The organism is Thalassobium sp. R2A62 (assembly GCF_000161835.1).
Classification (GTDB): domain Bacteria; phylum Pseudomonadota; class Alphaproteobacteria; order Rhodobacterales; family Rhodobacteraceae; genus Thalassobium.
On the sequence record NZ_GG697169.2, the window covers coordinates 459,498 to 484,782 of the forward strand.

At 57.8% G+C, this 25,285-nt stretch carries 24 protein-coding genes, 1 tRNA gene and 2 pseudogenes; 15 read left to right on the forward strand and 12 right to left on the reverse strand.

Annotated features, from left to right (window positions below):
• Positions 1-38 precede the first annotated feature (38 nt).
• Positions 39-260, reverse strand: coding sequence for a hypothetical protein (locus TR2A62_RS18945; RefSeq protein WP_009160630.1), 222 nt, complete (start codon positions 258-260; stop codon positions 39-41).
• Between the two features lie 188 nt (positions 261-448).
• Between TR2A62_RS18945 and TR2A62_RS02300 the strand changes: the two genes are divergently transcribed.
• The gene (locus tag TR2A62_RS02300; RefSeq protein WP_009160885.1) at positions 449-1,060 is read left to right on the forward strand and encodes an outer membrane protein; all 612 of its coding nucleotides are present in this window, start codon (positions 449-451) and stop codon (positions 1,058-1,060) included.
• A gap of 62 nt (positions 1,061-1,122) precedes the next feature.
• Here TR2A62_RS02300 and TR2A62_RS02305 read toward each other — a convergent pair.
• The 4 genes and pseudogenes from TR2A62_RS02305 to TR2A62_RS02315 form a co-directional block, all read right to left on the reverse strand.
• A pseudogene (locus TR2A62_RS02305) lies at positions 1,123-1,791 on the reverse strand (YgcG family protein); the annotation flags it as partial.
• 15 nt (positions 1,792-1,806) lie between these two features.
• Positions 1,807-1,968, reverse strand: a complete 162-nt coding sequence (locus TR2A62_RS18670) for a hypothetical protein (RefSeq protein WP_009158234.1) — start codon at positions 1,966-1,968, stop codon at positions 1,807-1,809.
• A 51-nt stretch (positions 1,969-2,019) separates the two neighbouring features.
• Positions 2,020-2,842: pseudogene (locus TR2A62_RS02310) on the reverse strand (isocitrate lyase/phosphoenolpyruvate mutase family protein).
• The gene (locus TR2A62_RS02315; protein ID WP_009160812.1) at positions 2,843-4,027 is read right to left on the reverse strand and encodes a pyridoxal phosphate-dependent aminotransferase; all 1,185 of its coding nucleotides are present in this window, start codon (positions 4,025-4,027) and stop codon (positions 2,843-2,845) included. It abuts the pseudogene before it with no gap.
• Between the two features lie 134 nt (positions 4,028-4,161).
• Between TR2A62_RS02315 and TR2A62_RS02320 the strand changes: the two genes are divergently transcribed.
• From TR2A62_RS02320 to TR2A62_RS02340, 5 genes are all read left to right on the forward strand, one after another.
• Complete coding sequence (locus TR2A62_RS02320) at positions 4,162-4,539, forward strand: VOC family protein (protein WP_009159976.1); 378 nt, start codon at positions 4,162-4,164, stop codon at positions 4,537-4,539.
• Between the two features lie 170 nt (positions 4,540-4,709).
• Entirely contained in the window at positions 4,710-6,092 is a 1,383-nt protein-coding gene (cysS, locus tag TR2A62_RS02325; RefSeq protein WP_009158294.1) for a cysteine--tRNA ligase, read from the forward strand.
• Entirely contained in the window at positions 6,089-7,711 is a 1,623-nt protein-coding gene (gene cimA / locus TR2A62_RS02330; protein ID WP_009157495.1) for a citramalate synthase, read from the forward strand. Before cysS ends, cimA begins: the two co-directional genes overlap by 4 nt.
• Entirely contained in the window at positions 7,708-8,424 is a 717-nt protein-coding gene (locus TR2A62_RS02335; protein ID WP_009158895.1) for a trans-aconitate 2-methyltransferase, read from the forward strand. Before cimA ends, TR2A62_RS02335 begins: the two co-directional genes overlap by 4 nt.
• Positions 8,421-9,185, forward strand: coding sequence for a squalene/phytoene synthase family protein (locus tag TR2A62_RS02340; RefSeq protein ID WP_009158419.1), 765 nt, complete (start codon positions 8,421-8,423; stop codon positions 9,183-9,185). The genes TR2A62_RS02335 and TR2A62_RS02340 overlap by 4 nt, the downstream gene beginning before the upstream one ends.
• Here TR2A62_RS02340 and TR2A62_RS02345 read toward each other — a convergent pair.
• From TR2A62_RS02345 to cobA, 3 genes are read right to left on the reverse strand one after another with little or no spacing between them, the layout of a single operon-like run.
• Positions 9,182-10,405, reverse strand: coding sequence for an MFS transporter (locus TR2A62_RS02345; protein WP_009160143.1), 1,224 nt, complete (start codon positions 10,403-10,405; stop codon positions 9,182-9,184). The genes TR2A62_RS02340 and TR2A62_RS02345 overlap by 4 nt on opposite strands.
• A gap of 39 nt (positions 10,406-10,444) precedes the next feature.
• Entirely contained in the window at positions 10,445-11,719 is a 1,275-nt protein-coding gene (locus tag TR2A62_RS02350; RefSeq protein WP_009159213.1) for a cobyrinate a,c-diamide synthase, read from the reverse strand.
• Between the two features lie 29 nt (positions 11,720-11,748).
• Positions 11,749-12,597 (reverse strand): uroporphyrinogen-III C-methyltransferase, encoded by an 849-nt coding sequence (cobA, locus tag TR2A62_RS02355; RefSeq protein ID WP_040820057.1) that lies wholly within the window; start codon positions 12,595-12,597, stop codon positions 11,749-11,751.
• A gap of 84 nt (positions 12,598-12,681) precedes the next feature.
• On the opposite strand from cobA, the gene TR2A62_RS02360 reads away from it, so the two are divergent.
• From TR2A62_RS02360 to pgi, 9 genes are all read left to right on the forward strand, one after another.
• Positions 12,682-13,719, forward strand: coding sequence for a cobalt-precorrin-5B (C(1))-methyltransferase (locus tag TR2A62_RS02360; RefSeq protein WP_040821038.1), 1,038 nt, complete (start codon positions 12,682-12,684; stop codon positions 13,717-13,719).
• Entirely contained in the window at positions 13,716-14,447 is a 732-nt protein-coding gene (locus TR2A62_RS02365; protein WP_009159757.1) for a cobalt-precorrin-6A reductase, read from the forward strand. Before TR2A62_RS02360 ends, TR2A62_RS02365 begins: the two co-directional genes overlap by 4 nt.
• Positions 14,440-15,066, forward strand: coding sequence for a DNA-3-methyladenine glycosylase (locus TR2A62_RS02370; protein WP_009160618.1), 627 nt, complete (start codon positions 14,440-14,442; stop codon positions 15,064-15,066). The genes TR2A62_RS02365 and TR2A62_RS02370 overlap by 8 nt, the downstream gene beginning before the upstream one ends.
• Positions 15,063-15,731: an alpha/beta hydrolase gene (locus TR2A62_RS02375; protein WP_009158133.1), complete on the forward strand. Its 669-nt coding sequence runs from the start codon at positions 15,063-15,065 to the stop codon at positions 15,729-15,731. Before TR2A62_RS02370 ends, TR2A62_RS02375 begins: the two co-directional genes overlap by 4 nt.
• 66 nt (positions 15,732-15,797) lie before the next feature.
• Complete coding sequence (locus tag TR2A62_RS02380; RefSeq protein WP_009158997.1) at positions 15,798-16,781, forward strand: Hint domain-containing protein; 984 nt, start codon at positions 15,798-15,800, stop codon at positions 16,779-16,781.
• Positions 16,782-16,932: 151 nt separating this feature from the next.
• Positions 16,933-17,517: an HNH endonuclease gene (locus TR2A62_RS02385; RefSeq protein WP_040821040.1), complete on the forward strand. Its 585-nt coding sequence runs from the start codon at positions 16,933-16,935 to the stop codon at positions 17,515-17,517.
• 133 nt (positions 17,518-17,650) lie between these two features.
• Positions 17,651-19,105 carry a glucose-6-phosphate dehydrogenase gene (gene zwf, locus TR2A62_RS02390; RefSeq protein ID WP_009158045.1) on the forward strand — a complete coding sequence of 485 codons (1,455 nt, stop codon included), beginning with the start codon at positions 17,651-17,653 and terminating at the stop codon, positions 19,103-19,105.
• A 10-nt stretch (positions 19,106-19,115) separates the two neighbouring features.
• Positions 19,116-19,787: a 6-phosphogluconolactonase gene (gene pgl / locus TR2A62_RS02395; RefSeq protein WP_009159080.1), complete on the forward strand. Its 672-nt coding sequence runs from the start codon at positions 19,116-19,118 to the stop codon at positions 19,785-19,787.
• 3 nt (positions 19,788-19,790) lie between these two features.
• Positions 19,791-21,392, forward strand: coding sequence for a glucose-6-phosphate isomerase (pgi, locus tag TR2A62_RS02400; protein ID WP_009160739.1), 1,602 nt, complete (start codon positions 19,791-19,793; stop codon positions 21,390-21,392).
• Here pgi and TR2A62_RS02405 read toward each other — a convergent pair.
• The 4 genes from TR2A62_RS02405 to speB form a co-directional block, all read right to left on the reverse strand.
• Positions 21,383-21,850, reverse strand: coding sequence for a thioesterase family protein (locus tag TR2A62_RS02405; protein ID WP_009159654.1), 468 nt, complete (start codon positions 21,848-21,850; stop codon positions 21,383-21,385). The two genes, pgi and TR2A62_RS02405, sit on opposite strands and share 10 nt — an antisense overlap.
• 133 nt (positions 21,851-21,983) lie before the next feature.
• Positions 21,984-22,057, reverse strand: a tRNA-Gly gene (locus TR2A62_RS02410).
• A 104-nt stretch (positions 22,058-22,161) separates the two neighbouring features.
• Positions 22,162-24,201: an ASKHA domain-containing protein gene (locus TR2A62_RS02415; RefSeq protein WP_009158508.1), complete on the reverse strand. Its 2,040-nt coding sequence runs from the start codon at positions 24,199-24,201 to the stop codon at positions 22,162-22,164.
• A gap of 106 nt (positions 24,202-24,307) precedes the next feature.
• Positions 24,308-25,261 carry an agmatinase gene (speB, locus tag TR2A62_RS02420; protein ID WP_040821041.1) on the reverse strand — a complete coding sequence of 318 codons (954 nt, stop codon included), beginning with the start codon at positions 25,259-25,261 and terminating at the stop codon, positions 24,308-24,310.
• Between the last annotated feature and the right edge of the window lie 24 nt (positions 25,262-25,285).

Here is a 25,285-nt window from a genome sequence, read left to right on the forward strand (position 1 = left end):
GGGCCTCTGGGCAAAAAAATCTAGAAAAGGTGTGGTCTCTAGATCTGATGCGGGCGTCCACGTGCCGCACGTCCACGCCGCGCCCCAATGGTGCGGTGGACCAGCGCAATGCGCCAAGCGTTGGAAAGATCCGCGTGGTTCATAAGAGTATTAGCGCGGTAAAAACGCGACACGTCTTGCCTGTGTGCGACGTGGGTTTGGAAAATCTTATGGGCCGATACCTGCCGATCCAACGGGTTAATAGGCAAGATTGTGAGCACAGCGCGTCACCTGTCGGCGGAAAGCCACGGGGCAATTTCCGGTTTCTGGGCAGGGGTTTGCTGAAACCAGAGTGTGGCTGATTTCGTTGAAAGGGCTGACCAGGCTGGCGTTTAGCTGCGGTATCCGGGTGGTGTGGGGCTGTTTCATTGGTCGCGGTATCCCCCACAGCCAAACATGGAGACGAACAATGATGAAATTTGTAAGCGTTACATCAGCACTCGTATTGGGTGCGACGACCCCATCCTTTGCCGGCACATTAGAGCAGGCCGAAATTGATCCGATGGTGGAGACAGTAACCATGGCGCCTGCACCGACCTATGGCCGAGATTGGACCGGTGGCTATGCGGGTATTCAGTTGGGTCTAGGTCAGGTCGACGTGGACCCTGATGGGGCTGATTTGAATGGAGATGGCGCGCTCTACGGTGTGCACGCGGGCTATATGTACGACTTGGGCCGCTACGTGTTGGGGGGCGAGTTGGACTATGACCTAACAGAGATCGAAAGCACCGAGTTGGCGGGGAAAGTCGACAGTGTCCTGCGCCTAAAGGGGCGTGTGGGGTATGACGCAGGGGCGATCCTGCCCTATATGACCGCAGGTTTTGCGCAGACGGATGCCTCGGACACAGCCTTGGGCGGGGTCGATGACGGGTATTTCTTTGGCGTCGGTGCGGTCTATGCGATGAGAGACACCATTCTGGTCGGTGGCGAAGTGTTGCAGCATTCGTTCGACGACTTTGACGGAACAGGGTTCGATGTTGATGCGATGACGGCCACTGCGCGCGTTTCGTTCAAGTTCTAGCGGCAGGTCGTGCTCAATCAGAGTGAAGCGGCCAGTGCGGTCGCCCCGTTTCTTTTACAGGGTTACCATTTTCCAGAGGCGCCTTTGCCGTCAGCCTTGCCCCCTGAGAATTCAGGTTTCTCATCAGGTTTGAGTTTGGACAATGTGCGCGGCTCGGCCTCGGACCACCCGCAGTGGGGGCAAGTTGTGCGGGTCTCGGCTGATCCTTCGGCCTCGAGCGTTGCCTCGGTCAGGACGGTGTAGGCTTTGGTCAGCCCTGTGTTGCCACATGACGGGCAGGGTGTTGCGGCAAGTTTCGCGGCTCGTCTACGGTTCAGGCCGACAAGCCCGGCAATAGCGGCGCCGATCCCGCCCAAAATGTACCATAGCGCATTCCCGCCTTTCCCAGACGTTGCGGGGGCCGCGGTTCCCATCCCTTTGAACGGGAGGGCGATCGTGTCGATCGTTGCAGTGGTGCCGGCCTCGATCTCTTTCGAGAAATCGCCATCTCGAAACACGGGCAGGATGACATCGTTGACCACGTCGCGGGCTTCGGCTGTATAGCTGTCGCCATAGCCTGTCCCCAGTTCCAGCCGCAGTTCGTTGTCGTCAAGGAAAATCAACATCAAGATGCCGTCGCCTTCGTCTGGATCACCCACACACCAATAGTTAAAGAGCTGGGTCGTATAGTCGGCAACCTCGGTGTCATTGGCGTAAAATTGTACCGAAGACAGTGTGGCGATGGTCATTTCCGTGCCGCTGCGCCGCTATAAATCTTCGAGCGCGTCGACCAATCGGGCCTCTGTTTTGGCATCGATCATATTGGCGCTGTCATTGACAGAGGTGGATGTTGGGTCAGGAAAGACTTGGGCCGTTGCGGGCATTGCAAAGAAGGCGGCTGCACCGATGGCCAAAATAGTAGAACGCATAAACGAACCTCGTGGGGTCAAAACAATAAGGTGTTTGACCCCTTGATGAGGTCAGAACTTGGTTAATAAAGCGTCGACCTTATCGCCAGACATGGCATTTCCAAAGGGGGTAAAGTCGCCTGCGCCAAACATGGCGGTGGCCGCGTCTTGGATAGCGGCATGGGTGATCCGCGCCAGAGACGATCCCAAAGACAGCCGTGCAACGCCGATGGCTGCATAGTCTGCTTGGGTTTTTGCGACAAACATCGGCTCTGCAATCAGGGCGTTGGTGGGTTTGTCGGTTGCGTTGACCAGTCGGACCAGATCATCCCAGCTGGGCGGCAACGGTGCATAGAGGCAATCAGCACCCGCTGCATCAAACGCTTGGATCCGGCGCAATGCCTCGTCCGTGTCGTAGGTGCCGGTCAGCATGCCGTCGGCGCGGGCTGTCAGAACAAAATCATTGGGCAGCGCGCGCGGCCGCACAGGCCGCCGCGATCCGTTCGACAGCGAGGTCTAAATCATAAGCCGGTTTGCGACCATTGGCCTGAGCGGGCGCATCCAGGATGGTGTCTTCGATACAAATCCCAGCGAGCCCGATCTCGGCTGCTAGTCGAACCGTTTCACTGCAGGTTTCTGGATCATCACTAAACCCGTTCTCAAAGTCCCCCTGTACCGGAAGAGGCGTGGCGGCGACGATGTCTTGGGCGTGGGCGAGATGTTGGTCGCGGTCCAGCGTGCCGTCGGGCAGCCCAAGGGTAAAGGCGTAGGCCGCCGATGATGTGGCCAGCGCGTGTGCGCCATTTGCGGCCAACATGCGCGCCGATCCGATGTCCCACGCATTGGCGAGGATCATTGGGGTGTCTTGGTGATGGAGGTCGCGAAAAGAGGTCATCTAAGGCTCCTGCGTCAGGGTATGTGCAAAGGCGACAAGGGCTTCTAGGGCGGCGACAAAGGACGCGTCGTCAACTGTCATAGCGACACGCACGTGACCCGCGGCGGCGGTGCCAAAGCTTTCGCCGGGCATCACAGCGATGTGGTGTGTATCCAACAATTGTTCGGCAAAATCACGCCCTGACAGGCCGGTCGCACGTAGATCCAGCATCAGATACATTGCCCCATCACAGGGGACAGCGCGCACGAGGTTCTGCCCCTCGAGCACTTGCATGGCCAGTGGGCGTCTGCGGGCAAAAGGTGCTGCGACGCGGGCTTCGAGAGTGTCGCCTTGGTTCAGGGCAAACAAAGCGGCGTCCTGAATGTAGCCGGGTACGCCATAGGTGGTGTGCGTGGCCAGATTGGTGATCGCTTCAAGCACGTCTTCGGGGCCGCAGATCCAGCCAATCCGACTGCCGGTCATGGCGTGGCTCTTGGACATGGAGCCAATCACTAGAGTGCGGTCAGGGTACATTGCGCGGGTTGACAGGTGAGTGCCGGACCACACTTGGGTGTCGTAGACCTCGTCCGAGATCAGCCACAAATTATGGGCGCGGCAGGTGTCGACGATCTGTGTCAGAGTGTCTTGGGTGTAAATCACGCCTGTCGGATTGTTGGGTGTGTTGATCAGCAGCGATTTGGTGGTCGCAGCATCGTCCGTCAGATGGGGGGTGATGTTCGCGGCGGTGGGTTGAAACCCTGCATCAGCGTCGGCGGGAATGGCCACGGGTATGCCACCCGCACCGCGAATGGTTCCGGGGTAGGTCGCATAGTAGGGATCAATAAACAGCGCACGGTCACCGGGATCGAGAACCGCAATATGAGCGGCAAAGAGGGCGGCCTGACCACCGGGGGTGATCAGAATGTTGTCAGGTGTTGTCGGCACACCTGTTTGTTTCTGAATGCGTGCCGCGACAGCCTCGCGCAGACCCAAGGTGCCCGGGACCGCTGCATAGCCCGTATGCCCATCGACCGCGGCGCGGTGCATAGCGTCGAGGATGATTTTCTCGGTCCGGATGTCATGTTCGCCGATCGTCAGTTCAGTGACGGGCGTACCGGCGGCCTTCATCTGGCGGGCGCGATAGAAAACTTCCCAACCGTCGGAACCGCCGGGGGTGAGTGTGCTGATGCGTGTTGAAAGTGTCATGGGATCATGGGCCGCCTGAAAGGGTGGTTTGTCAATATCCAGCGTGATGTCGGGGGCATGAAATTCGGACAGGATGCTTGCCGTATGTGGTGAGGCGTCGATAGTGTGTCGTCACACATCCCAAGGAGAAGCTGATGGCGCGTTTGGAACATTTGAATGTCGCGGTTGCGGACGCCAAAGCCTTTGCCGAAACGCTGTGTACGTTGTTTGACTGGCATATCCGTTGGGAGGGCACGGCGCTAAATGGTGGCTATAGCGTGCTGGTCGGTGAGGCGGACAGCTATGTTGCACCATATGCGCCGGTCAAAATTCTTGATCACATGAAAGACACCACCACAACGTTAGCGGGCCCAAATCATTTGGGAGTTGTTGTGGATGACATTGACGCGACCGAGGCGCGGGTGATCGCGGCGGGGTATGAACCCAACCGACATGCGGATTACGAACCGGGGCGGCGGTTTTATTTTGTCGCCGAAAGCGGGGTCGAAATAGAAGTTGCCCAATATTACTAGGGGCTAGGCAGGGGGGCTGTGGCCCGCTATAGAGGTGCGTATGAAGAGCACCTGCATCATCTGCTGTATTATTATCTGCTGACATTCGTCACGCGGACCGCTCTTTTACGTTTTTCACAAACTCATAAGTTGCTAAGTCCGCGGGATGCGACCCTGCGCGAGGACCAACTATGACCATTCGTCTGCACAATACCAAGACACGAACCAAAGAGGATTTTACCCCTTTGGACCCTGACAATGTGCGGATGTATGTTTGTGGTCCCACCGTCTATGACCGCGCCCATCTGGGCAATGCGCGCCCTGTGTTGGTGTTTGATGTGCTCTACCGGTTGCTGCGGCACACTTATGGGGCGGATCACGTCACATATGTGCGCAACTTCACGGACGTAGATGACAAGATCAACGCGACCGCACTGGCGCGGCAAGAAGCAGGTGCCAAGGGCAGCCTAGAGGATTTGATCGCCGAGCGGTCGGATGAAACCATCTCGTGGTATCTGGCAGATATGGGTGCGCTGGGCGCGCTAGAGCCCAACCATGCACCACGGGCCACAGCCTATATCGCGCCAATGGTCGCGATGATCGAGGGCTTGATCGAAGGCGGGCATGCCTATGCCAAAGAGGGGCATGCGCTGTTTAGGGTGCGGTCCTATAAGGAATACGGCGCGCTGTCGGGACGGTCTGTCGATGATATGATTGCCGGTGCCCGTGTAGAGGTGGCACCGTTCAAAGAAGACCCAATGGATTTCGTTCTGTGGAAGCCGTCGACAGAGGATCAGCCCGGTTGGGATAGCCCGTGGGGTCGGGGACGCCCGGGATGGCATATTGAATGTTCCGCGATGGCGTATGACCTGTTGGGGCCTGCGTTTGATATCCACGGCGGTGGCAATGATCTGCAGTTCCCGCACCATGAGAACGAGATCGCACAAAGCAAATGCTGTGGTCACGACTTCGCGCAGGTCTGGATGCATAACGAGATGCTGCAGGTCGAGGGCAAGAAGATGTCCAAGAGCTTGGGCAATTTCTTTACCGTTCGTGATTTGCTGGACCAAGGTGTACCGGGTGAGGTGATCCGCTTTGTCATGCTATCGACGCACTACCGCAAGCCAATGGACTGGACTGACAAGAAACGTGCCGAGGCCGAGACGACGCTGCGCAAGTGGCGCAAGCTGACGGATGGCGTTGCGTTGGATATGGGGCAGGAACGAGCGTCAGATGCCTTGGCGGATGATGTAAACGTATCCGAGGTCATTATGCGGATGCACAGCCTTGCATCCCAAGGAGACGCCGCAGCGCTCAAGGCGACGGGTGCGATGATCGGTCTATTGGGCGATAACATAGGAGATTGGGTTGTCGGCGGCGCGGATTTGCAGGCCTATGTTGAATTGTTCAATGCAACACGATCTGCCGCGACGGAAAACAAAGACTTTGCCGCGGTTGATGCGCTGAAGGCTCGGTTGACCGAAGCAGGTGTAGAGGTGCGTATGAGCAAAGAGGGCGTGGCACTAGAGCCAACCGCCTCGTTTGATGCGTCCAAGTTGGAGGGGTTACTATGACCCGCGAACGTCTATGGCTCTTTGACACCACGCTGCGGGATGGGCAGCAGACCCAAGGGGTTGTCTTCTCGACCCCTGAAAAGGTTCAGATTGCCGAAGCGTTGGATGCATTGGGGATCGACTATATCGAAGGCGGTTGGCCAGGTGCCAATCCGACCGATAGCGAGTTTTTTGATACAGCGCCCAAGACACACGCGACGATGACCGCCTTTGGCATGACCAAACGCAGCGGTCGGTCGGCCGAAAATGACGATGTTCTGGCTGGTGTCATCAATGCGGGGACGGCTGCGGTCTGTTTGGTGGGTAAGACGCACGAATTTCACGTAACGACCGCGCTGGGCATCACGCTGGATGAAAACGTAGAGAATGTCCGTGATAGCTTTGCCCATATTGTGGCGCGTGGTCGCGAAGCGATTTTTGACGCCGAGCATTTCTTTGATGGCTACAAGGCGAACCCTGACTATGCACTGCGCTGTATCCACGCAGCTTTGGATGCGGGCGTGGGCTATGTCGCGCTGTGCGACACTAATGGCGGCACGCTACCCCACGAGATCGGGCGCATCGTCGGCGAGGTGATTGCATCTGGCGTAGAAGGGACGCGTCTGGGCATCCACACGCACAATGACACCGAGAATGCTGTGGCGGGATCGCTGGCTGCGGTTCTGGCAGGTGCGCGGCATATCCAAGGGACATTGAACGGATTAGGCGAACGGTGTGGCAATGCCAATCTGACGTCGATCATCCCGACCTTGTTGCTAAAAGAACCGTTTGCCAGCCAGTTCGAGATCGGTGTGAGCCGCGATGCACTGGCCGATCTGACGCGGGTGTCGCGCATGCTGGATGATATTCTGAACCGTGTGCCTCAGCGGCAGGCGGCCTATGTGGGGGCCAGTGCCTTTGCCCACAAGGCAGGGCTGCACGCTAGCGCGATCCTGAAAGACCCGACAACCTACGAACATATCGATCCGGCTATCACTGGAAACAGCCGCATCATCCCAATGTCGAACCAAGCGGGGCAGTCCAACCTGCGCAAGCGTTTGGCGGATATGGGGCTGGAGGTGGACAAGAGTGACGCCGCGCTGGGCCGTATCCTAGAGGTGATCAAAGAGCGCGAGGCGCAGGGGTATTCCTATGACACCGCACAGGCGAGCTTTGAGCTGTTGGCGCGGCGCGAGTTGGGGCTGCTGCCAGATTATTTCGAGGTCAAGCGCTACCGAGTGAATATTGAGCGTCGCAAGAACAAGTACAACCGCATGGTGTCGCTGTCCGAGGCTGTCGTCGTTACCAAGATCGGTGATCAAAAGGTGCTGTCTGTCTCCGAGAGCATGGATGAGACGGGATCGGACCGTGGTCCTGTGAATGCGCTGGCCAAGGCGCTGGCCAAGGATTTGGGACCCAACCAAGAAATGATCGACGACATGCGGCTAGTCGACTTCAAAGTGCGGATCACAGGCGGCGGTGTCGAAGCCGTCACGCGGGTCATCATTGATAGCGAAGATGGGGCCGGTCGCCGGTGGTCCACTGTTGGGGTCAGCCCGAACATCATCGATGCGTCGTTTGATGCGCTGCTCGACGCGATACGGTGGAAGCTGGTGCGCGACGGGGCGCAGGCCGTATGAACAATGGTCTGACCGGATTTTGGGCCGTTCATTCCGAGAACGATCGCGAAGGTCCCGGACTAGAGAGCGACGTGCGCTGGGCCATTGAGGTGGCTGGTGCATCGGGTGCTGTCAAGGTGCTGGATGCGGCCTGTGGTCCCGGTGCGGATACGGTCGTTTTAGCGGATGCGCTACCGCAGGCGCAAATCGAAGCCGTTGATACCAAGGCGCATTTCGTCGCTGAAGCCCAAGCACGTGTTGCACAGTACCAAGGCCGTGTAGAGGCGCGCGTGGCTGACATGGCGTCGGTCAGCGGGCCATATGATCTGATCTGGTGTGCAGGCGCGCTATATTTCTTAGGTATTGCTGACTGTCTATCTGGTTGGCGTGATGCCCTAAACGATGGCGGACATGTCGCGTTTTCCCATCCGTGTCTGACTGATGCCGAAACTGGCGGTGGTGCTGCGTTCTGGGCGGGCGAGGGTGAGATCGGTAATCTGGCGAGCACAAGATCAGAAATCGAAGCGGCAGGGTACGAAGTTGTCGATTATCGTTGGATCATCGGTGCAGGGTGGGCGCGCTACTATGATGGTCTTGAAGCACGGATCGCGCAGGTGGATACGACAAACGCCGATACGAGCAAAGCTGTCCATAAGACAGAACGCGAGATCGCGCTGTGGCGTGCTGCGCCAGATGAAGTGGCCTATGTTCTTTGGGTGGTGAGGTTGAAATGAGTTTGTCTGCATGTGCCGCTTTGGTCGAACGCGCCGATCCTGATCGTTTCTTGGCCACAATGGCGACGCCCGTTGAGGCCCGCCGCGTTTTGTTTCCGCTCTATGCGCTGAATGTCGAAGTGTCGCGGGCGCCTTGGGTCACTCAAGAGGCGATGATTGCCGAGATGCGTCTTCAGTGGTGGCGCGATGCGCTAGAGGAAATCGCAAACGGTGCGACCCCGCGCAAACACGAAGTCGTGGATGCATTGGCCGAGGTACTGACGCCCCAGCAGGCGGCGTTGCTAGATGGTTTTGTCGCGGCACGGCGCTGGGATATCTATTCGGATGCGTTCGAGGATCCGAGCCATCTAGATGAATATATTGATGCTACGTCTGGCCACCTCACGTGGGTTGTGGCCCAGTGTTTGGGCGCAGCCGACGAAAGCGTCGTTCGCGAATATGCTTACGGTATCGGGGTAGCGAACCTATTGCGTGCGGTTCCAGAATTAGAGGCCCGTGGGCGCAAGCCGCTGGTTGACGGCACACCCCAAGGGGTGCGGAATTTGGCGCAAGCGGGGCTAGACCGGATTGATTCCGCGCGTGCGCGCAAGAGTGACGTGTCATCCGAGGCGCGTGGTGCCCTGCGTGCAGGGTGGCGTGCGAGATCGGTGTTGCGTGCGGCTGCTGCCGTGCCGGAACGGGTGATCGAAGGCAAGCTGGAGGGAAGCGAGTTTGCCCGCAAGGCAAGCCTGATCTGGTCGTCGATGTCCGGGCGGATTTAAGCCGCGAGGTTCGGGCGACGGCCCAGCCAGATCAACGCACCACCTGCCAGCACCAAGAACGGCACCATAGCGAGGTTCACGGCGTTCCAGCCTTGGACGACATCGCCACCTGAACAGTTCATCAAACCGCCTGATGCGAGGCTGGCGAGTGTCACACAGCCAAAGACGATGGCGTCGTTCAAACCTTGGATCACGCCGCGTTCGTCAGGTGTGTGCGAGGACGCCAGAAGGGTGGTCGCCCCAATAAAGCCGAAGTTCCATCCCAGACCCAGCAGGATCAACGCCACAAAGAAGTTCGTCAGCGTGACGCCCGTCAGTGCCACCAGACCAGCAGCCCCCAGAATCGCGAGACCTGCGCCGATAATCCGTGTGACGCCGAATTTGTTGATCAGATGTCCTGTAAAGAACGACGGCAGGAACATTGCAACCACGTGCAATGAAACGATGTCGTTGGCGTTGTTCTTGGTAAACCCGCAGCCGACAACCGCCAGAGGGGTGGATGTCATAACGAGGTTCATCAGCGCGTAGGACACCATCGCGCAGATGATAGCGACGATGATCTTGGGTTCGCGCAACATTCGCGCGCGGGTCCGAATGCTAGATGAAACTTTGGAAACGACTTTGCCGGTGCCAGCGGGCAGGTCGAGGCCGAAAAACAGCAACATACCGGCCAAGTTCAGGCACATGATTGCGAGATACGAGCCCAGAAACGGGGTGACATAGGCGTCTTGGACGAACTTATTCAGTTGCGGCCCGAAAATGGCAGAGAACAGACCACCTGCCATCACATATGAAATCGCCTTGGGGCGGAACGCCTCAGATGCCGTGTCGGTTGCCGCAAAGCGGTAGAACCCTTGGGCCGACATGTAGATGCCAGAAATATACGAGCCGATGAGCAGGACTGCAAAGGACTGGATGTAGAGCCCGTAGGCCGCGACACCCGCACCCAGCGCACCTGCAATGGCACCAAGGAAGAAGCCCGCGCGGCGACCATTGCGCTGCATATAGGGGCTGATCCACGGGGCAGTGGTCATCGAGCCAAAGACAATCATCGAGATTGGCAGCGTCGCAAGACAGACGTTCGACGCGAGCTGTGTGCCCGCTAAACCGCCGATGACAAAGAGCATAGGCATCTGCGCGCCAAGGATCGCTTGGGACAGGACCAAAATCGCTACATTGCGTTTCGCGCGGCTGTCGTCGATGTGGCTGGTGGTGGTCATGGCGATCCCCTTTGGCAAATCGGTAGACTTGTTGTGCGGTCAGGGCAAGGGAGCGTCGATGATATGCGCAAACGAGCCGTGGACACGCCCAGTGGTCAGCCCCATTGGTTCGAGAGACGTCCCCGTCGCATCGCTGGCCGTAAAGAGTGGCGTACCCTGCGCGCGAAGGGTTGTCGCATAATGAAATTCATGCGCCATGTGTTCGCCGGTGAACGGGCCCGCTGTCGCATGGACTGTGCGGTAACCAAGGTGCAGTTTGCGGGTCGCAAAGCTGGTTTCCAAATCCAAAAGCCCGGCCATTCTGTGCGGTGTTCCATCTGCGTCGATCAGGGTGGACCCTAACGTCATGTATCCGCCGCATTCCCCATATATTTGAGTATCTCGTGGCGCATTCTTAAGGCTATTGATGAACATGGAATTTGCAGCAATTTGCCCTGCGTGGAGTTCGGGGTAGCCGCCTGGCAGGACAATCAGATCGGCCTGTGGTGCTGGATCGTTGTTGAGGGGTGAAAACGGTGTGATCTGTGCGCCCGCAGAGCGCCAGTCCTCCAGCAAGTGTGGGTAGGCAAAGGCAAAGGCCGCATCGCTGGCGATTGCGATGTTTTGCGCAGGTGGTGCGGTGCGTGGGGTGCTGGTTGAGGACAGGTTTGGACCTGCAAGCAACGCGGTGATTGCATCCATATCGAGCTGGGGCGCGATGAGCGCCGCCGCGCAGTCAAGGAAGGCATCGAGATCAGGGCGTTCGGACGCTTGGACCAGACCCAGATGGCGCGACGGCTGGCTCAGTTCTGAATTTCGACGAACGGAGCCCAGAACAGGCAGCCCTGTCGGGGCCATGGCGTCGCGCAGCATGATTTCATGTCGGTCTGATCCAACGCGGTTGAGAATGACGCCAGCGATCTTGACTGACGTATCATGGTTCGCGAACCCCATCGCGAGCGGTGCGACGGATTGCGCCATACGAGCCGCATCGAGGATCAGAACAACCGGCAAACCGAGCTGTCGTGCGAGATCTGCGGTTGCGCCTCGACCTGCTGGTGGGGCGCCGTCAAAGAGCCCCATCGCCCCTTCGATGATCAAGGGAGTGTCGCCGGACGCAAGGGATTTTATGCGCGCGGGGGACATCGCCCATGCGTCGAGGTTAAAACACCCGGCATGACAGGCTGCTGCGTGGAAGCGTGGGTCAATATAGTCGGGGCCGGACTTGGCCGCGCGAACAGAGGCACCAGCGTTTATCAGAGCCCGCAACAAGGCCAGAGTGAGCGTGGTTTTCCCCGCGCCGGATGAAGGGGCAGATAGAATCAGGCCTGACATAGATCGGTCAAAGTCAGAGGCGGGCGCATTTAAGCGCTTTCAGCCGGACGGCCGCGACCCAGTGGATCAAGATCGCGCGGTGCGTGACCTTTTGCCATGGCCTGCCAATCAAGGGTCTGACGCATCAAGACCGAGCGCCCGACACAGATAATCGCAGGTGGCTCGAGGCCGGCTTCTTCAATGTCGGCGGTTGCGGTCGACAGCGTGGTTTCCAGCACCCTTTGGTGTTCGGTGGTGGCTGTTGTCACAATCGCCACTGGTTCGTGTGGGTCACGGCCGGCATAGATCAGCGACGATGTGATCTGGGCGATGTGTTTCATGCCCATGTAGATCACGATGACTTGGGACCCTTTGGCGATTGCATTCCAATCCAGTGACGAGGTCGCGTTACCGGATTGGTCGTGACCTGTGACAAAGGTCACCGATTGGTTCACGTCGCGGTGAGTGACAGGAATTCCCGCATATGCGAGGCCGCCAATACCAGCCGAGATTCCAGGGATAATCCGAATAGGAATGCCATGCTGAACGAGGGTCTGTGCCTCTTCGCCGCCACGGCCAAACACAAATGGATCACCGCCCTTGAGCCGCAGGACCTTTTTGCCTTCGCGTGCGAGATCGACCAACCGGAGCGAGATATCGCGTTGCTTGGCTGACGGTTTGCCGCCGCGTTTGCCCGCATAGATATGTTCGGCTTGTGGTGCCCAGTCGAGGATTTGTTCCTGAACGAGCGCATCATAGATCACCACATCCGCCTGCCGCAGCGCGTTCAGCGCGTGCAGGGTCAAAAGGCCCGGATCGCCGGGGCCTGCGCCGCATAGCCAAACCCAACCCTTTTCCAAGGTAGGCCAGTCATGCGTGGTGGGAAGTGAGTCGCTCATAACCCCATTATGTCGAAACCTCACTGTAACGAAAAGCAATGAAGCGACGCTGGCATGTCCTTTGGCGGCATGTATAGTCGCGTCATGAGCCGCAAGCCCGAAGGAGAGTTGCGCCGGGGATGGACCACGGGCGCCTGTGCGACCGCCGCAACCAAGGCGGCGTTGGCGGGCTTGTGGGGTTCCGGTGTGCCGGATGCGGTTCAAATCACCCTGCCGCGCGGCGAAGTTCCCGTCTTTGACATCAACCTGTCAGAGGTTGGCGAGGGCTGGGCGCGCGCGGGGATCGTCAAGGATGCGGGCGATGATCCGGACGTTACGCATTTGGCGATGATCGTTGTGACCGTGCGCCCATCTGCTGGCGGCGTGGTATTTCGTGCAGGTGACGGGGTAGGGACAGTTACCAAGCCGGGCCTGCCGATTGCTGTGGGCGAACCTGCGATCAATCCCGTACCTCGTGCGATGATGGACGAGGTGGTCGCCGAGATGGCTGTGGCCTTTGACCAGTCGCCAGACATAGAAATCGAAGTGGCTGTGCCGAACGGGCGCGTTTTGGCTGGCAAGACTTGGAACCCGCGGCTGGGGATCGAGGGCGGATTGAGCATTCTGGGAACCACGGGGATTGTGCGCCCGTTTTCCTGTGCGGCGTGGATCGCGTCTATTCACCGGGGGATCGATGTTGCGGCGGCGGATGGTCTGACCCATGTGGCTGGTTGTACTGGTGCAACCAGCGAAAAGGTTGTCCAAGATTTGCACCTGTTGCCGGACCACGCGATGCTGGACATGGGCGATTTTGCTGGGGGACTGCTAAAGTATTTGGCCAAACATCCTGTGCCGCACATCACCATTGGTGGCGGGATTGGCAAGCTCACCAAACTGGCGCAAGGGGCGATCGATTTGCATTCGGGGCGTTCGCAGGTCGATTTTGAAAGACTTTCGCAGGATTTGGATGCGGATGTCGTGGACGCCAATACCGCGCTTGAGGCATACGATCGTGTAGGCGCGCCGATGGCCGAATGGGTTGCACAAGCCGCGCTGGCACGGGTCAGCGCGATGGTCCCACAAACGACTGTCGATATTGTCGTTATTGACCGTGTTGGGGAAATTTTGGCGAGGGCCCAGTGAATCTGTTGCTGTTGGCGGGGACGGGCGAGGCGCGTGAACTGGCGCGTGCTCTTGATCGTGCTGGTGTGCCAGCTGTGGCGTCTTTGGCAGGGGCCACGCGCCATCCTAAACCGTTGGCCATTCCGACGCGAGTTGGCGGATTTGGCGATGCCCAAGGGTTTGCTGATTATTTGCGGGCCGAAAAGATCAGTCATGTCTTGGACGCGACGCATCCTTTTGCCAGCCGGATGTCGCTGAGATCGGCCGAGGTTTGCGCGGGAATGTCGGTGGACTATGCGCAGGTTCTGCGCCCCGCATGGGAGCCCGAGGCAGGCGATCGGTGGGAGATGATTGCCCGAGAAGACGACGCCGCAGAGTATATCGCCGAAGATGCGACCGTGTTTTTGGCCACGGGTCGCCAAACCCTAGAGGGATTTCGAAATCTCGAGGGGCGCCGCTTGATCTTGCGCCAGATTGATCCGCCAACTGCGCCTTTCCCTTGGGAAGGGGGCGAGTTTCTGATCGGGCGACCGCCGTTTTCTGTCGAAGACGAGGTGAGCGTGTTCACCCGTTTGGGTGTCGATTGGTTGATCGTAAAGAACGCAGGTGGCGTGGCAAGCCGGTCCAAGTTGGATGCCGCCCGTCAATTGGGCCTATCGGTCGCGATGATCGCGCGCCCTGCGCAGCCAGATGCGCGAAAGTTCGAAACAGTCGAGGCCGCGATGGATTGGGTTCGACGACATGGATGAGCGGATCATCAAGGACGCCAACGATGTGGCCGAAGGTGCCGCGTGGCTTGCAGATGCCGAGCCCGCCTTTGCACCGCTAATCGAGCGTCTAAGTCCATTGCCACTACGGCTAAAATCCAGCGGGTTTGTCGCGGTGCTTGATATTATCAACGGTCAACAAGTGTCTGTCGCCAGCGCAAATGCGATCAATGCGCGGATGCGTGCCGCGGGTTTCGTGACGCCGCAGGCTGTTTTGGCGGCGCCCGAAACAGCGTTGCGAGATGTCGGTTTTAGCAAGCAAAAGATCAGGTATGCACGCGGATTGGCCGAGGCCGATCTCGATTTTGACGCGCTGCACGCAATGCCGTCAGAGCAAGCGATCAAAGCATTGGTCGCGCTGCCCGGAATTGGCAGTTGGACCGCGCAGATTTACGTGATGTTTTCCATGGGGCGGGCGGATGTGTTTGCTGATGGGGATCTCGCGCTTCAGGTCGCAATAGGCGATGTGTTTGGAACAGACCGCCCAACCGAGCGGGAAACACGGGCGATCGCTGCGCGTTGGTCGCCGTGGCGTTCGGTTGCAGCGCGGCTGCTCTGGGCATACTACGCAGAAATGACGGGTCGAAGGGGACTGGTATGACACGAGTTTTGGAAGCGGGACGGCGCGAGGCGCAATCAGGGGAAGTGCGGTCATGCGTCGTATTCCTGCACGGGTACGGGGCGAATGGTGCAGACCTGCTGGGGCTGGCTGATCCTCTTGCGGAACATATGCCGGACACGATGTTCATCGCACCTGACGCGCCCGAGCAATGCGCAGGCAGCCCGATGGGATATCAGTGGTTCCCGATCCCATGGATTGATGGCAGCTCGGAAGAAGAATCAAAGGCTGGCATGATGAACGCGGTCGGTGATTTGAACGCATTTCTGGATGCGCTGATGGTCGACAATGACCTGTTGCCCGAACAGTTGATGATCCTAGGCTTTTCCCAAGGCACGATGATGGCATTGCACGTGGCACCCCGCCGCGAGGACGAAGTCGCCGGTGTGGTTGGGTTTTCAGGCCGCTTGCTTGAGCCTGATTTGCTGGCCGATGAGGTCGTTGTGCGGCCGCCTGTTTTGCTGGTGCACGGTGATCAGGACGATGTCGTGCCGCCGCAATCACTGCCACAAGCTGCCGAAGCCTTGCAGAACGCTGGGTGGCGCGACGTCTATGCCCACATCATGAAGGGCACGGCGCACGGGATTGCGCCTGACGGTTTGCAGGTCGCTTTGGCGTTTATGCGGGATCGCCTCGGTTATCGTTAATCGGTCAACCGCTTATTAAGACATAGGGCGTAAATCTGGCCTCCTCAGTCACCAAAAGGGGCCCAAATGAAACGCAAAATGCGCTACGGATATCGCGAGGGAAGCTTGCGATTCGATCCCCGATCGGGGCGGTTTTCCCTTATTGGTACAGACGACGCGCCGCTCGAACGGCTGCGCGTCGAATTATCCCCAGATGGCGAGCACGCCACAGTTTTTGATGTGGCTGAAAGTGTCCTGAATCAGGGACAGGTTCAAATTGATCCCTTCGCGCTTTTGATGTCGCCAGAGGGACAACATATTCGGATCGAACGTGTGATTGTTGGCGGCAAGCGAGCCGCGTATCTACCGTCTCTACCGCTCGAGGTGGGTGTGCTCTATGCCTATTTGGGTGCGAGCAATACGCGCCTGTCCCCCCATGCCCAAGCCCGCGATTTTTATGTCTCGGCGATGCGGGTCGAGACGGATCAGGGGCTAGTGCCTTCGGAATGGTTGGTGCCCGGGGATCGCGTCATGACACGTGACAACGGGTTTCAGACGGTTCTATGGGCGGGGATCACGCGGCTGACCTCACGTGAGTTAGAAACTTGGCCCGCGCTGTCACCGATTGAGATTGCAGCCGTCGAAGGGCATGCAGCGCTCGTGGTGCCACCAAACCAGCGGCTGTTGCTCGAAGGTGGGGAGGTCACCCGGCGTTACGAAGATCGCCAAATGCTCTGCAAGGTTGGTAACCTAGGGCCGCACCCTGATTTGCGGCCTGTCCCGTTGGCAGGTGGGGTTTGTTATCATCATATCCTGTTGCCGCGACACGACTTGGTGCTGTGCGAGGGACGTTGGATCGACAGTGTCTATCCAGATGACCTAAGGGTCAGCCGCTTTCCTCGGGTGCATCGCGCCGTCAAAATCGCGCAGATGCGTCAGGAAATCGAAGATGAGAGTCTGTGCCGTTCTGAATTGGCCGCTGTTGAGGCGCGCAATCTGACGGAAATCCCGCTGGCACAGATGACGGGCCAATCAGCTTTCGCGCATGTCGCCCAAAGTTCGATGTCATAGACCTGTGACCATTCGCCTCTAAAATCGCCACCACACTATATGTCGTAGGGCTTGCCAGTTCGAGACCGCGATATATAGTCAGCGGTGTGAAGGGGCGGGATGGCCCGTCTTGGATGCCCTTGTGGCGAACGGGATGGGGATGGTCGGCCTAATGCGAAACGAGTTCAGAACAGCCTTTGTGCGCGAACCTCAGAATTTGCGCCATTGCCCCGCTCTTGTTTTGAACGCCGATTACCGGCCTCTGTCCTACTATCCGCTCTCACTGTGGCCTTGGCAGGATGCGATCAAAGCCGCGTGGTTGGACCGTGTGGACATTATTGCCGAGTATGAAGAGGTGGTGCATAGCCCCTCGACTGAGATCAGGATCCCGTCAGTCGTTGTCCTAAAAGACTATGTAAAGCCGCAAAAACGCGTGGCATTTACCCGTTTTAACCTGTTCTTGCGCGATGAATTTAGCTGCCAGTATTGTGGCGCGCGTGGGGATTTGACATTTGACCATGTCGTGCCGCGGGCGCGGGGTGGTGTGACGAGCTGGGAAAACGTCGTCGCGGCCTGTTCCAAATGCAATTTGAAGAAGGGCTCGCAGATGCTGAGCCGGTCGGGCATGTCCCTGATTAAGCCCCCGCGGCAACCGGCATCCGAGCAATTGCGCAATCAAGGTCGGAAATTCCCGCCCAACCACCTGCATGAAAGCTGGATGGATTTCCTGTATTGGGATGCAGAACTGGAAGCCTGACCTGACACAGTTGCGTATATCGCAAGACCAGTCGACGTTCCGTTCTGGACAGTCGGGTCGCGCTTGGGTATCAGCGAGCTAGGTACGTTAACGCTAACATAAGTCGCGATATAGGCGACATTCGGAGAAGAAGATGGTCTCACGCGTCATTCCCGTCGAAGATTTCGATTTGGTGATTTTTGGGGGCACGGGCGATCTGGCCCGTCGTAAGATTTTGACTGGTTTGTTCCGGCGGTTTGTTTCCGGTCAAATGCCGAACACTGCGCGGATTATTGGTGCAGCGCGGTCTGAGCTGGATGATCAAGGCTACCGCGATTTTGTGCGAACCGCGATTGGCGAATTCGGTGGTGATGAAAAGAAAGACACCAAGGCGCTGGATCATTTTATTGGTCAACTGTTCTACACGCCGATTGATGCACGTGGTGACGGTGGGTGGGATCGACTACACGAGTTGGTGCGCCAAGAGGTTGTAAACGCGTATTATTTCTCGGTTGCACCAGGGCTATTTGGCGACATTGCTGAACGCCTTCACCGCTATAAGATCGCAGATAGCACCAGCCGGATCGTGGTTGAAAAACCGTTCGGTCGCGATCTGGAGAGTGCTCAAGAGCTGAACTCGGTTTTGGCCAAACACTTTGACGAAAAGCAAATCTACCGGATTGACCATTACCTAGGCAAAGAAACGGTGCAAAACTTGATGGCCGTCCGCTTTGGCAATGTCCTGTTTGAGCCACTGTGGAATGCGCAATACGTTGATCACATCCAGATTACAGTTGCTGAAACTGTCGGTGTTGGGGGGCGTGGCGGCTACTACGACAAATCGGGTGCGATGCGAGATATGGTGCAAAACCACCTGATGCAGCTGCTGTGTCTGATCGCAATGGAGCCACCGAGCAAATTTGACAGTGACGCTGTGCGCGACGAGAAACTCAAAGTTATCAGAGCGTTGCAGCCGGTTGAAACGCACCACATTGTGCGGGGCCAATATGATGCCGCGGGCGGCAAAAAGAGCTACCGCGAAGACGCAGAGAACCCGAAGAGCTTTACTGAGAGCTTTGTCGCGATGAAATGTCATATCGCGAACTGGCGGTGGGCGAACGTGCCGTTCTATCTGCGCACTGGTAAAAAACTAAAGGCGCGGTCGTCCGAGATTGCGGTGGTTTTCAAAGACCTTGCGCATTCGATCTTTCCCGAAGACGAGGCACGTCACCGCAACATCCTATCGATCCAGTTGCAGCCAAACGAAGGCATGGATTTGCAGGTCACAATCAAAGAGCCCGGACCCGGCGGTATGCGTCTGGTTGATGTGCCTTTGGATATGACGTTTGCTGATGCGTTGGGGCCAGAAAGTGAAGATGTAACAGATGCTTATGAGCGTTTGATCATGGACGTGATGCGCGGCAACCAAACGCTGTTTATGCGCGGTGACGAGGTTGAAGCGGCGTGGGCGTGGACCGATCCGATCATCAATAACTGGGTTGAAAAGCACGACGTGCCCAAGCCGTACGAGCCGGGATCAGCGGGTCCAGAGGACGCGATGATGTTGATGCATCGCGATAATCGTCGCTGGCGTGATATCAAAGGGTAGGAGCGGAACCATGCAGTTTGTAGAATACCCCGATAGCGAAATGATGATGATGGATCTGGCCAATACTTTGGCTGGTGAGTTGGAAAATCATCTGTTTAACCACGATCATGTCAGTTTGGCAGTGCCGGGTGGGACGACACCGGGACCGATTTTCGACAGCCTATGCGCGGCTGATTTGGATTGGGCGCGGGTCCACGTGATGCTGACCGATGAACGCTGGGTTCCAGAGACATCCGAGCGGTCCAACACGCGTTTGTTGCGAGAACGGTTGTTGGTTAATCGCGCAGCGGCGGCGACCTATGTTCCGCTCTATGCCGAGGCCGACACGCCAGAGGAAAGACTGGAAACGCTAGAAGCGTCTCTGGCACCGGAGCTGCCGATTTCGGTCATGTTGCTGGGGATGGGGGCTGATATGCACACGGCCTCGATTTTTCCAGGTGCGGACCGGTTGCACGATGCTTTGCACGGGGATCACAGATTGGTGCCAATGCGTGCGCCCGGTGCGCCTGAGCCACGGATCACATTGTCGGCGCAAGTGTTGCGCGGTGCAATGTCACGCCACGTGGTCATTATCGGCGACGAAAAACGAGCGGCATTGGAGAAGGCCAAGACCCTCTCACCAGACGAAGCGCCGATCGCGACAATTTTGAACGGCACGACAGTACATTGGACGGCGAGTTAAACGATGTGGAATGACCTAAAAGCCCGCCATGCATTGGTTGCGGACCGTACGATCCTTGATCTTTTCGAACCTGAGCGGGCCGGCGACTATGCTGTAGAAGCGTCTGACATGCGTTTGGACTATTCAAAAACGAACATTGACGCCGAAACGCGCGATTTGTTGTTCAAACTGCTGGAGGATGCGGGCGTCGCCGACAAACGCGCCGCGATGTTCGGCGGTGCCACGATCAATGACACCGAAGGGCGCGCAGTTTTGCACACGGCACTGCGCAATCTGGACGGCGGCCCAATCGAAGTAGATGGTGCAGACGTCATGCCCGAAGTTCTTGCCACGCTTGACCGAATGAGCGCTTTTGCGGGCGCGGTCCGTTCTGGTGAATTCGCGGGGCAGGGCGGCAAAATCACGGATGTGATCAATATCGGTATCGGCGGGTCCGATTTGGGGCCTGCGATGGCTACGATTGCAATGTCGCCCTACCATGATGGGCCACGCACGCATTTCGTATCGAACGTTGATGGTGCGGACATTGCCGAAGTCTTGGCAGCGTGTGATCCCACGACGACTTTGGTAATTGTTGCGTCCAAAACCTTTACCACGACCGAAACCATGACCAATGCGCGCACGGCCAAGGCATGGATGAGCGATGCAGTCGACAATCCAGCCAGCCAATTTGCCGCTCTTAGCACCTCTGAAGAAAAGACAGCCGATTTTGGTATTCCCGCAGATCGCGTTTTTGGGTTCGAAGATTGGGTCGGTGGGCGTTATTCGATGTGGGGCCCGATTGGTCTGAGCCTCATGATCGCCATCGGCGACGACGCATTTCGCGCAATGTTGCGCGGTGCGCAATCGATGGACGTGCATTTTCTAAACGCTGAATGGCGCGAAAACATGCCTGCGATTTTGGCTGTTGTGGGCATTTGGCACAACCAAGTGTGTGGCTACGCAACACGTGCGGTTTTGCCTTATGACAACCGTTTGGCGCGGCTGCCTGCGTATCTGCAACAGCTCGAAATGGAGAGCAACGGCAAGCGTGTAGCGATGGATGGCACCGAATTGGATGTACCAAGCGGACCAGTCGTCTGGGGCGAGCCGGGCACCAATGGTCAGCACGCATTCTACCAGTTGATCCACCAAGGCACGCGGGTCATTCCGTGCGAGTTTTTGGTGGCCGCCGAAGGGTTTGAGCCCGAGTTGCGGCACCAGCATGTCCTGTTGATGGCCAACTGTTTGGCGCAATCCGAGGCTCTGATGAAGGGTCGTTCGATGGACGAAGCGCGCGCCATCACGGAGAAAAAAGGGCTTGAAGGCAAAGAGTTAGAGCGTCAGGCTGCGCACCGCGTGTTCCCAGGAAATCGCCCGAGTGTGACAATTGCCTATCCGAAACTGACACCGTGTGTGTTGGGACAAATCATCGCCCTCTATGAGCACCGTGTGTTTGTCGAAGGGGTGGTGTTGGGGATTAATTCCTATGACCAATGGGGCGTCGAGCTAGGCAAAGAATTGGCCACCGCCTTGCAACCGGTTGTTGAGGGCACAGAGAGTGCTGACGGCAAAGATGGCTCAACAGCGGCTTTGGTCGCGTTCTTGCACAAACATCACAGCTGAACGGCGCCGTCGCGGGATTTGAACGTCTCGCGCAGGCCGTCGGGCAGTGGGATTTTGCCCGCTTCATCAAGCGTGACAATCACAGCCTGTGCGGTCGCGCGCAGGCTGCCGCCAGACCAAACCGCATAGTCCATCGTAAAACTGGTGTTGCGCATTTCCGATGTGCGACCGGTGATGATGTAGTCTTCGTTCAGCTTCATCTCTTGGAGATAGTCACACGATGTGCGCCGCAGAACGATCCGCGGCGGCGTGCCTTTGTAATCGTTGATGGCGTATTCGCGGAAATAATGAATGCGAAACGTCTCGAACCAGCCGAGGTAGGCGGTGTTGTTCACATGACCCAGTGCATCGATTTCGCCAAATCGCACACGGTCGGCGATGCCGTATCCCCATGGTTCGGGAATACCGAGATTGCGGAGGGTGTCGGTGGAGAGGGGCGTGAGAAAGGGAAGGGTCATGCAAAGGCTCCGTTACGTGCCCGAGAGGTAGCGTGGGTGTCGCGCGAGCGCAACGACGACGTGACGCCGAGCAAGCGCAATGGGCGCTGTAAATAAAGCCGCCGCGTAGGTCTGTAGAGCCAAAGAGGGGAGGTGGAGCGGGTAACGGGAATTGAACCCGTAACTTAAGCTTGGGAAGCTCGCGTGATACCTTTTCACCATACCCGCGCTCTGGTTCTTAGGTATGCGGCGGGTGCAAGAGGGTCAAGCCAGAACGCAAAACGCGTGCCTGTCGTGCGGTTCGCCGCCCCTATGTTTGGGGCGGCGGATGTTCAGGACCGTTTGCGACGGCGTCGGCCACCGCTGCTGTCGCCACCGCCTGTGTTGAATGTGGCCGTGGGGAGCGTGACGATCGAATTGAGGATCGGGAACGGCTCTGCTGAATTCGGGATCGCACTGGCGTTGACAAAATGCTCTTGGAAACGCGGCTCGATCGCTGTTTCGATCTTGTGAATATTGCGCACGGTTTCTTCGATCTCGGTGCGGGCATCGCGGTTCAGCAGGGCGATACGCGCGCCTGTACCCGCGGCGTTGCCAGCAGATGTCACAGCATCCAGCGGCGCATCAGGGATCATGCCTAGCACCATGGCGTGTTTGGGTGAGATATGCGCACCAAAGGCGCCTGCGAGAACAACACGGTCGACAGTGTCGACGTCGAATTTGTCCATCAACAGACGTGCACCGGAATAGAGCGCGGCCTTGGCCATCTGGATTTCACGAATGTCGCGGTTTGTAATGGTGATCAGCGGGCCACCAGACGCCGTGCCGTCGTAGACGCGGTAGGAATAGGTGCGCCCGTCGAGAAAGCAGCGGTCGGTGCCGGTTTGTTCGGCCGAGCCAATCAGGCCCGGACCGTCCACGATACCAGCGAGGCGCATCTCAGCGACCATTTCGATGATACCAGAGCCGCAGATGCCGGTGACACCGGTGGTGGCGATAGCGGCGTCGAACCCGTCTTCGTCAGACCAGATTTCTGAGCCAATAACGCGGAATCGCGGCTCTTTGGTGATCTCGTCAATCTCGACACGCTCAATGGCGCCAGGTGCTGCACGTTGGCCGCTGCTGATCTGTGCGCCCTCGAATGCGGGACCGGTTGGCGACGAACAGGCGAGAACCTTGTCCGAGTTGCCTAACAAGATTTCTGCGTTGGTGCCCACGTCCACGACCAAAACGAGATCGGCGGATTTGTCGGGTGCTTCGGACAGGGCCACAGCCGCAGCGTCCGCACCCACGTGACCTGCGATACAGGGCAGCAGATAAATACGTGCAGATGGGTGGATGTTGAGGTCGAGATCGTTGGCCCGCAGGCGCAAGCTGTCAGAAGTGGCAAGGGCGAAGGGGGCTTGGCCCAACTCGAACGGATCAATCCCCAGCAACAGATGGTGCATCACAGGGTTACACACGAACACAGCGTCCACGATGAGGGCCTTGTCGATCTCGGCTTCGGTCGCGATCTGAGTGAAAAGCGCGTTCATGCCTTCGCGCACGGCGTTGGTCATTTCCACATCGCCACCTGCGTTCATCATGGAATAGGACACGCGGCTCATCAGGTCTTCACCAAAGCGGATCTGTGGGTTCATCACACCGGACGAGGCAACGACGTCACCGGTTTGCAGATCACACAGGTGTGCGGCGATCGTGGTCGACCCAAGATCCACAGCGAGACCGTAGACCGTGCCTTCGTAGTAGCCAGGCCAGATGTGCATGATGCGTGGTGCGTTTTCGTCGTCGCCCAGATGCACAGCCACTGTGACCTTCCATGCGCCTTTGCGCAGGGTCGGTTGAAGGGTCTGCAGGATGTGCAAATCGGCGTGCACGTTCCTTAGCTCCCATTGGTCGCGCAGGGCTGCGGTCAGACGCTCCATATCGCCCGAAGGGTCGTGCATGTCGGGTTCTTGCACCTCGACGTAGTAAAGCTTGGTCGAGGGGTTCATCGTGATGTCCCGCGCCTCGGCCCGTTTACGCACAACCTGTTTGTGCACTTGGCTTTCTGGTGGGACGTCCACGACGATGTCGCCCTGAACGGTCGCCTGACACCCCAGCCGCCGGCCTTTGGGCAGGCCGCGAATATCATCATAGCGCTGTTCGACATTGTTCCATTCGGACAATGCGGTATCAGCGACTGTCACACCGTGTTTTGGGAATTCACCATAGGACGGCGTGATCTGGCATTTCGAACAAATTCCACGTCCACCGCAGACGCTGTCGAGGTCGACGCCCAGCTGGCGCGCAGCGGTCAAAATAGGCGTGCCGACTGGAAAGTTTCCACGCTTGCCCGAAGGGGTAAAAATCACCAGAGGATCGTTGCTCATCACACAGCTCGTTTGTTGTTTATACCGAGCATAAGGGGCGGTGGATTTTGCGAAAGGCAAAGAGCGGCAAAATCCGGTCTCGCTGCGTCATAAATCTGCAATATGATTATGAGTTTTGGTTGTGGAAAATAAAGCCGATGAGGTTGAGCAGCAGTTGTGCGGCAAGGATCGCAGTGCTGTCTGTCGGGTCATAGTCAGGTGCGACCTCGACCAAATCAATGCCGACGATGTGGTGGCTCTTGCTCACCTCTTGTAGCAGCTCGAGCACCTCGTAGTAGAGAAATCCGCCATGCGACGGTGTGCCTGTCCCCGGAGCGATCGAAGGGCAGAATGCGTCAATATCGATGGTGACGTAGATGTCTTGTTTTGGCAGTCGGTCAGCCAAGGCGCGTGGGCTCAGATCGCGGGCCTGACGGACGCTGAGAATATCAGACCCCATTTCGCGGGCTGTGGCGTAGCCTTCCTTGGCGGTTGAGGATACGTTGCGAATGCCCACTTGGGTCAAGCCAGTGACATAAGGTTCTTCAGCCGCACGTCGCATCGGGTTGCCGTGCCCGAACCGGACACCGTGGCGTTCATCTACAAAATCCAAATGCGCGTCGATTTGCAGAATGTGGATATCGCCGTGATCGTCAAAGGCATTGATACAAGGGATGTTGATCGAATGATCGCCGCCGATGGTCACAGGCAATGCGCCAGCGGCGCGGGCTGCGCGAACACCGGTTTCAATGTTTGCATGGCTGCGAACGGTGTCGGTGTGGATGATGTCGGCATCGCCCATATCGATGATGCGGACATTGCCGGGCAGGTAGGTTGCATCGTCTTCGTGATCGTAGCTGCCCGCGTGGCCAAAGCTAAAGAGCGTCGATGCTTCGCGCACGGCACGGGGCCCAAATCGCGCGCCAGGGCGGAACTGTGTTCCCCCATCAAACGGCGCCCCGAGGATCGCCACGTCGGCTTCGATTTCGGTCCAGTTTTCAACGTAGGGGCGTTTGCCAAAGGTGCTGATGCCAACGAATGGCAAATTCAAACGACCGCTCTCATATCCATGTGTGCTCATGTTTTGGACATTGGGGCCAAGATA

Bases quoted from the DNA above. Each gene is read 5' to 3' on its own strand.
- TR2A62_RS02300 (WP_009160885.1), top strand. From the start codon at position 449: ATGATGAAATTTGTAAGCGTTACATCAGCACTCGTATTGGGTGCGACG.
- TR2A62_RS18670 (WP_009158234.1), bottom strand. From the start codon at position 1,968: ATGCGTTCTACTATTTTGGCCATCGGTGCAGCCGCCTTCTTTGCAATG.
- TR2A62_RS02315 (WP_009160812.1), bottom strand. From the start codon at position 4,027: ATGACACTTTCAACACGCATCAGCACACTCACCCCCGGCGGTTCCGAC.
- TR2A62_RS02320 (WP_009159976.1), top strand. From the start codon at position 4,162: ATGGCGCGTTTGGAACATTTGAATGTCGCGGTTGCGGACGCCAAAGCC.
- cysS (WP_009158294.1), top strand. From the start codon at position 4,710: ATGACCATTCGTCTGCACAATACCAAGACACGAACCAAAGAGGATTTT.
- cimA (WP_009157495.1), top strand. From the start codon at position 6,089: ATGACCCGCGAACGTCTATGGCTCTTTGACACCACGCTGCGGGATGGG.
- TR2A62_RS02335 (WP_009158895.1), top strand. From the start codon at position 7,708: ATGAACAATGGTCTGACCGGATTTTGGGCCGTTCATTCCGAGAACGAT.
- TR2A62_RS02340 (WP_009158419.1), top strand. From the start codon at position 8,421: ATGAGTTTGTCTGCATGTGCCGCTTTGGTCGAACGCGCCGATCCTGAT.
- TR2A62_RS02345 (WP_009160143.1), bottom strand. From the start codon at position 10,405: ATGACCACCACCAGCCACATCGACGACAGCCGCGCGAAACGCAATGTA.
- TR2A62_RS02350 (WP_009159213.1), bottom strand. From the start codon at position 11,719: ATGTCAGGCCTGATTCTATCTGCCCCTTCATCCGGCGCGGGGAAAACC.
- cobA (WP_040820057.1), bottom strand. From the start codon at position 12,597: ATGAGCGACTCACTTCCCACCACGCATGACTGGCCTACCTTGGAAAAG.
- TR2A62_RS02360 (WP_040821038.1), top strand. From the start codon at position 12,682: ATGAGCCGCAAGCCCGAAGGAGAGTTGCGCCGGGGATGGACCACGGGC.
- TR2A62_RS02370 (WP_009160618.1), top strand. From the start codon at position 14,440: ATGGATGAGCGGATCATCAAGGACGCCAACGATGTGGCCGAAGGTGCC.
- TR2A62_RS02375 (WP_009158133.1), top strand. From the start codon at position 15,063: ATGACACGAGTTTTGGAAGCGGGACGGCGCGAGGCGCAATCAGGGGAA.
- TR2A62_RS02380 (WP_009158997.1), top strand. From the start codon at position 15,798: ATGAAACGCAAAATGCGCTACGGATATCGCGAGGGAAGCTTGCGATTC.
- TR2A62_RS02385 (WP_040821040.1), top strand. From the start codon at position 16,933: ATGCGAAACGAGTTCAGAACAGCCTTTGTGCGCGAACCTCAGAATTTG.
- zwf (WP_009158045.1), top strand. From the start codon at position 17,651: ATGGTCTCACGCGTCATTCCCGTCGAAGATTTCGATTTGGTGATTTTT.
- pgl (WP_009159080.1), top strand. From the start codon at position 19,116: ATGCAGTTTGTAGAATACCCCGATAGCGAAATGATGATGATGGATCTG.
- pgi (WP_009160739.1), top strand. From the start codon at position 19,791: ATGTGGAATGACCTAAAAGCCCGCCATGCATTGGTTGCGGACCGTACG.
- TR2A62_RS02405 (WP_009159654.1), bottom strand. From the start codon at position 21,850: ATGACCCTTCCCTTTCTCACGCCCCTCTCCACCGACACCCTCCGCAAT.
- TR2A62_RS02415 (WP_009158508.1), bottom strand. From the start codon at position 24,201: ATGAGCAACGATCCTCTGGTGATTTTTACCCCTTCGGGCAAGCGTGGA.
- speB (WP_040821041.1), bottom strand. From the start codon at position 25,261: ATGAGCACACATGGATATGAGAGCGGTCGTTTGAATTTGCCATTCGTT.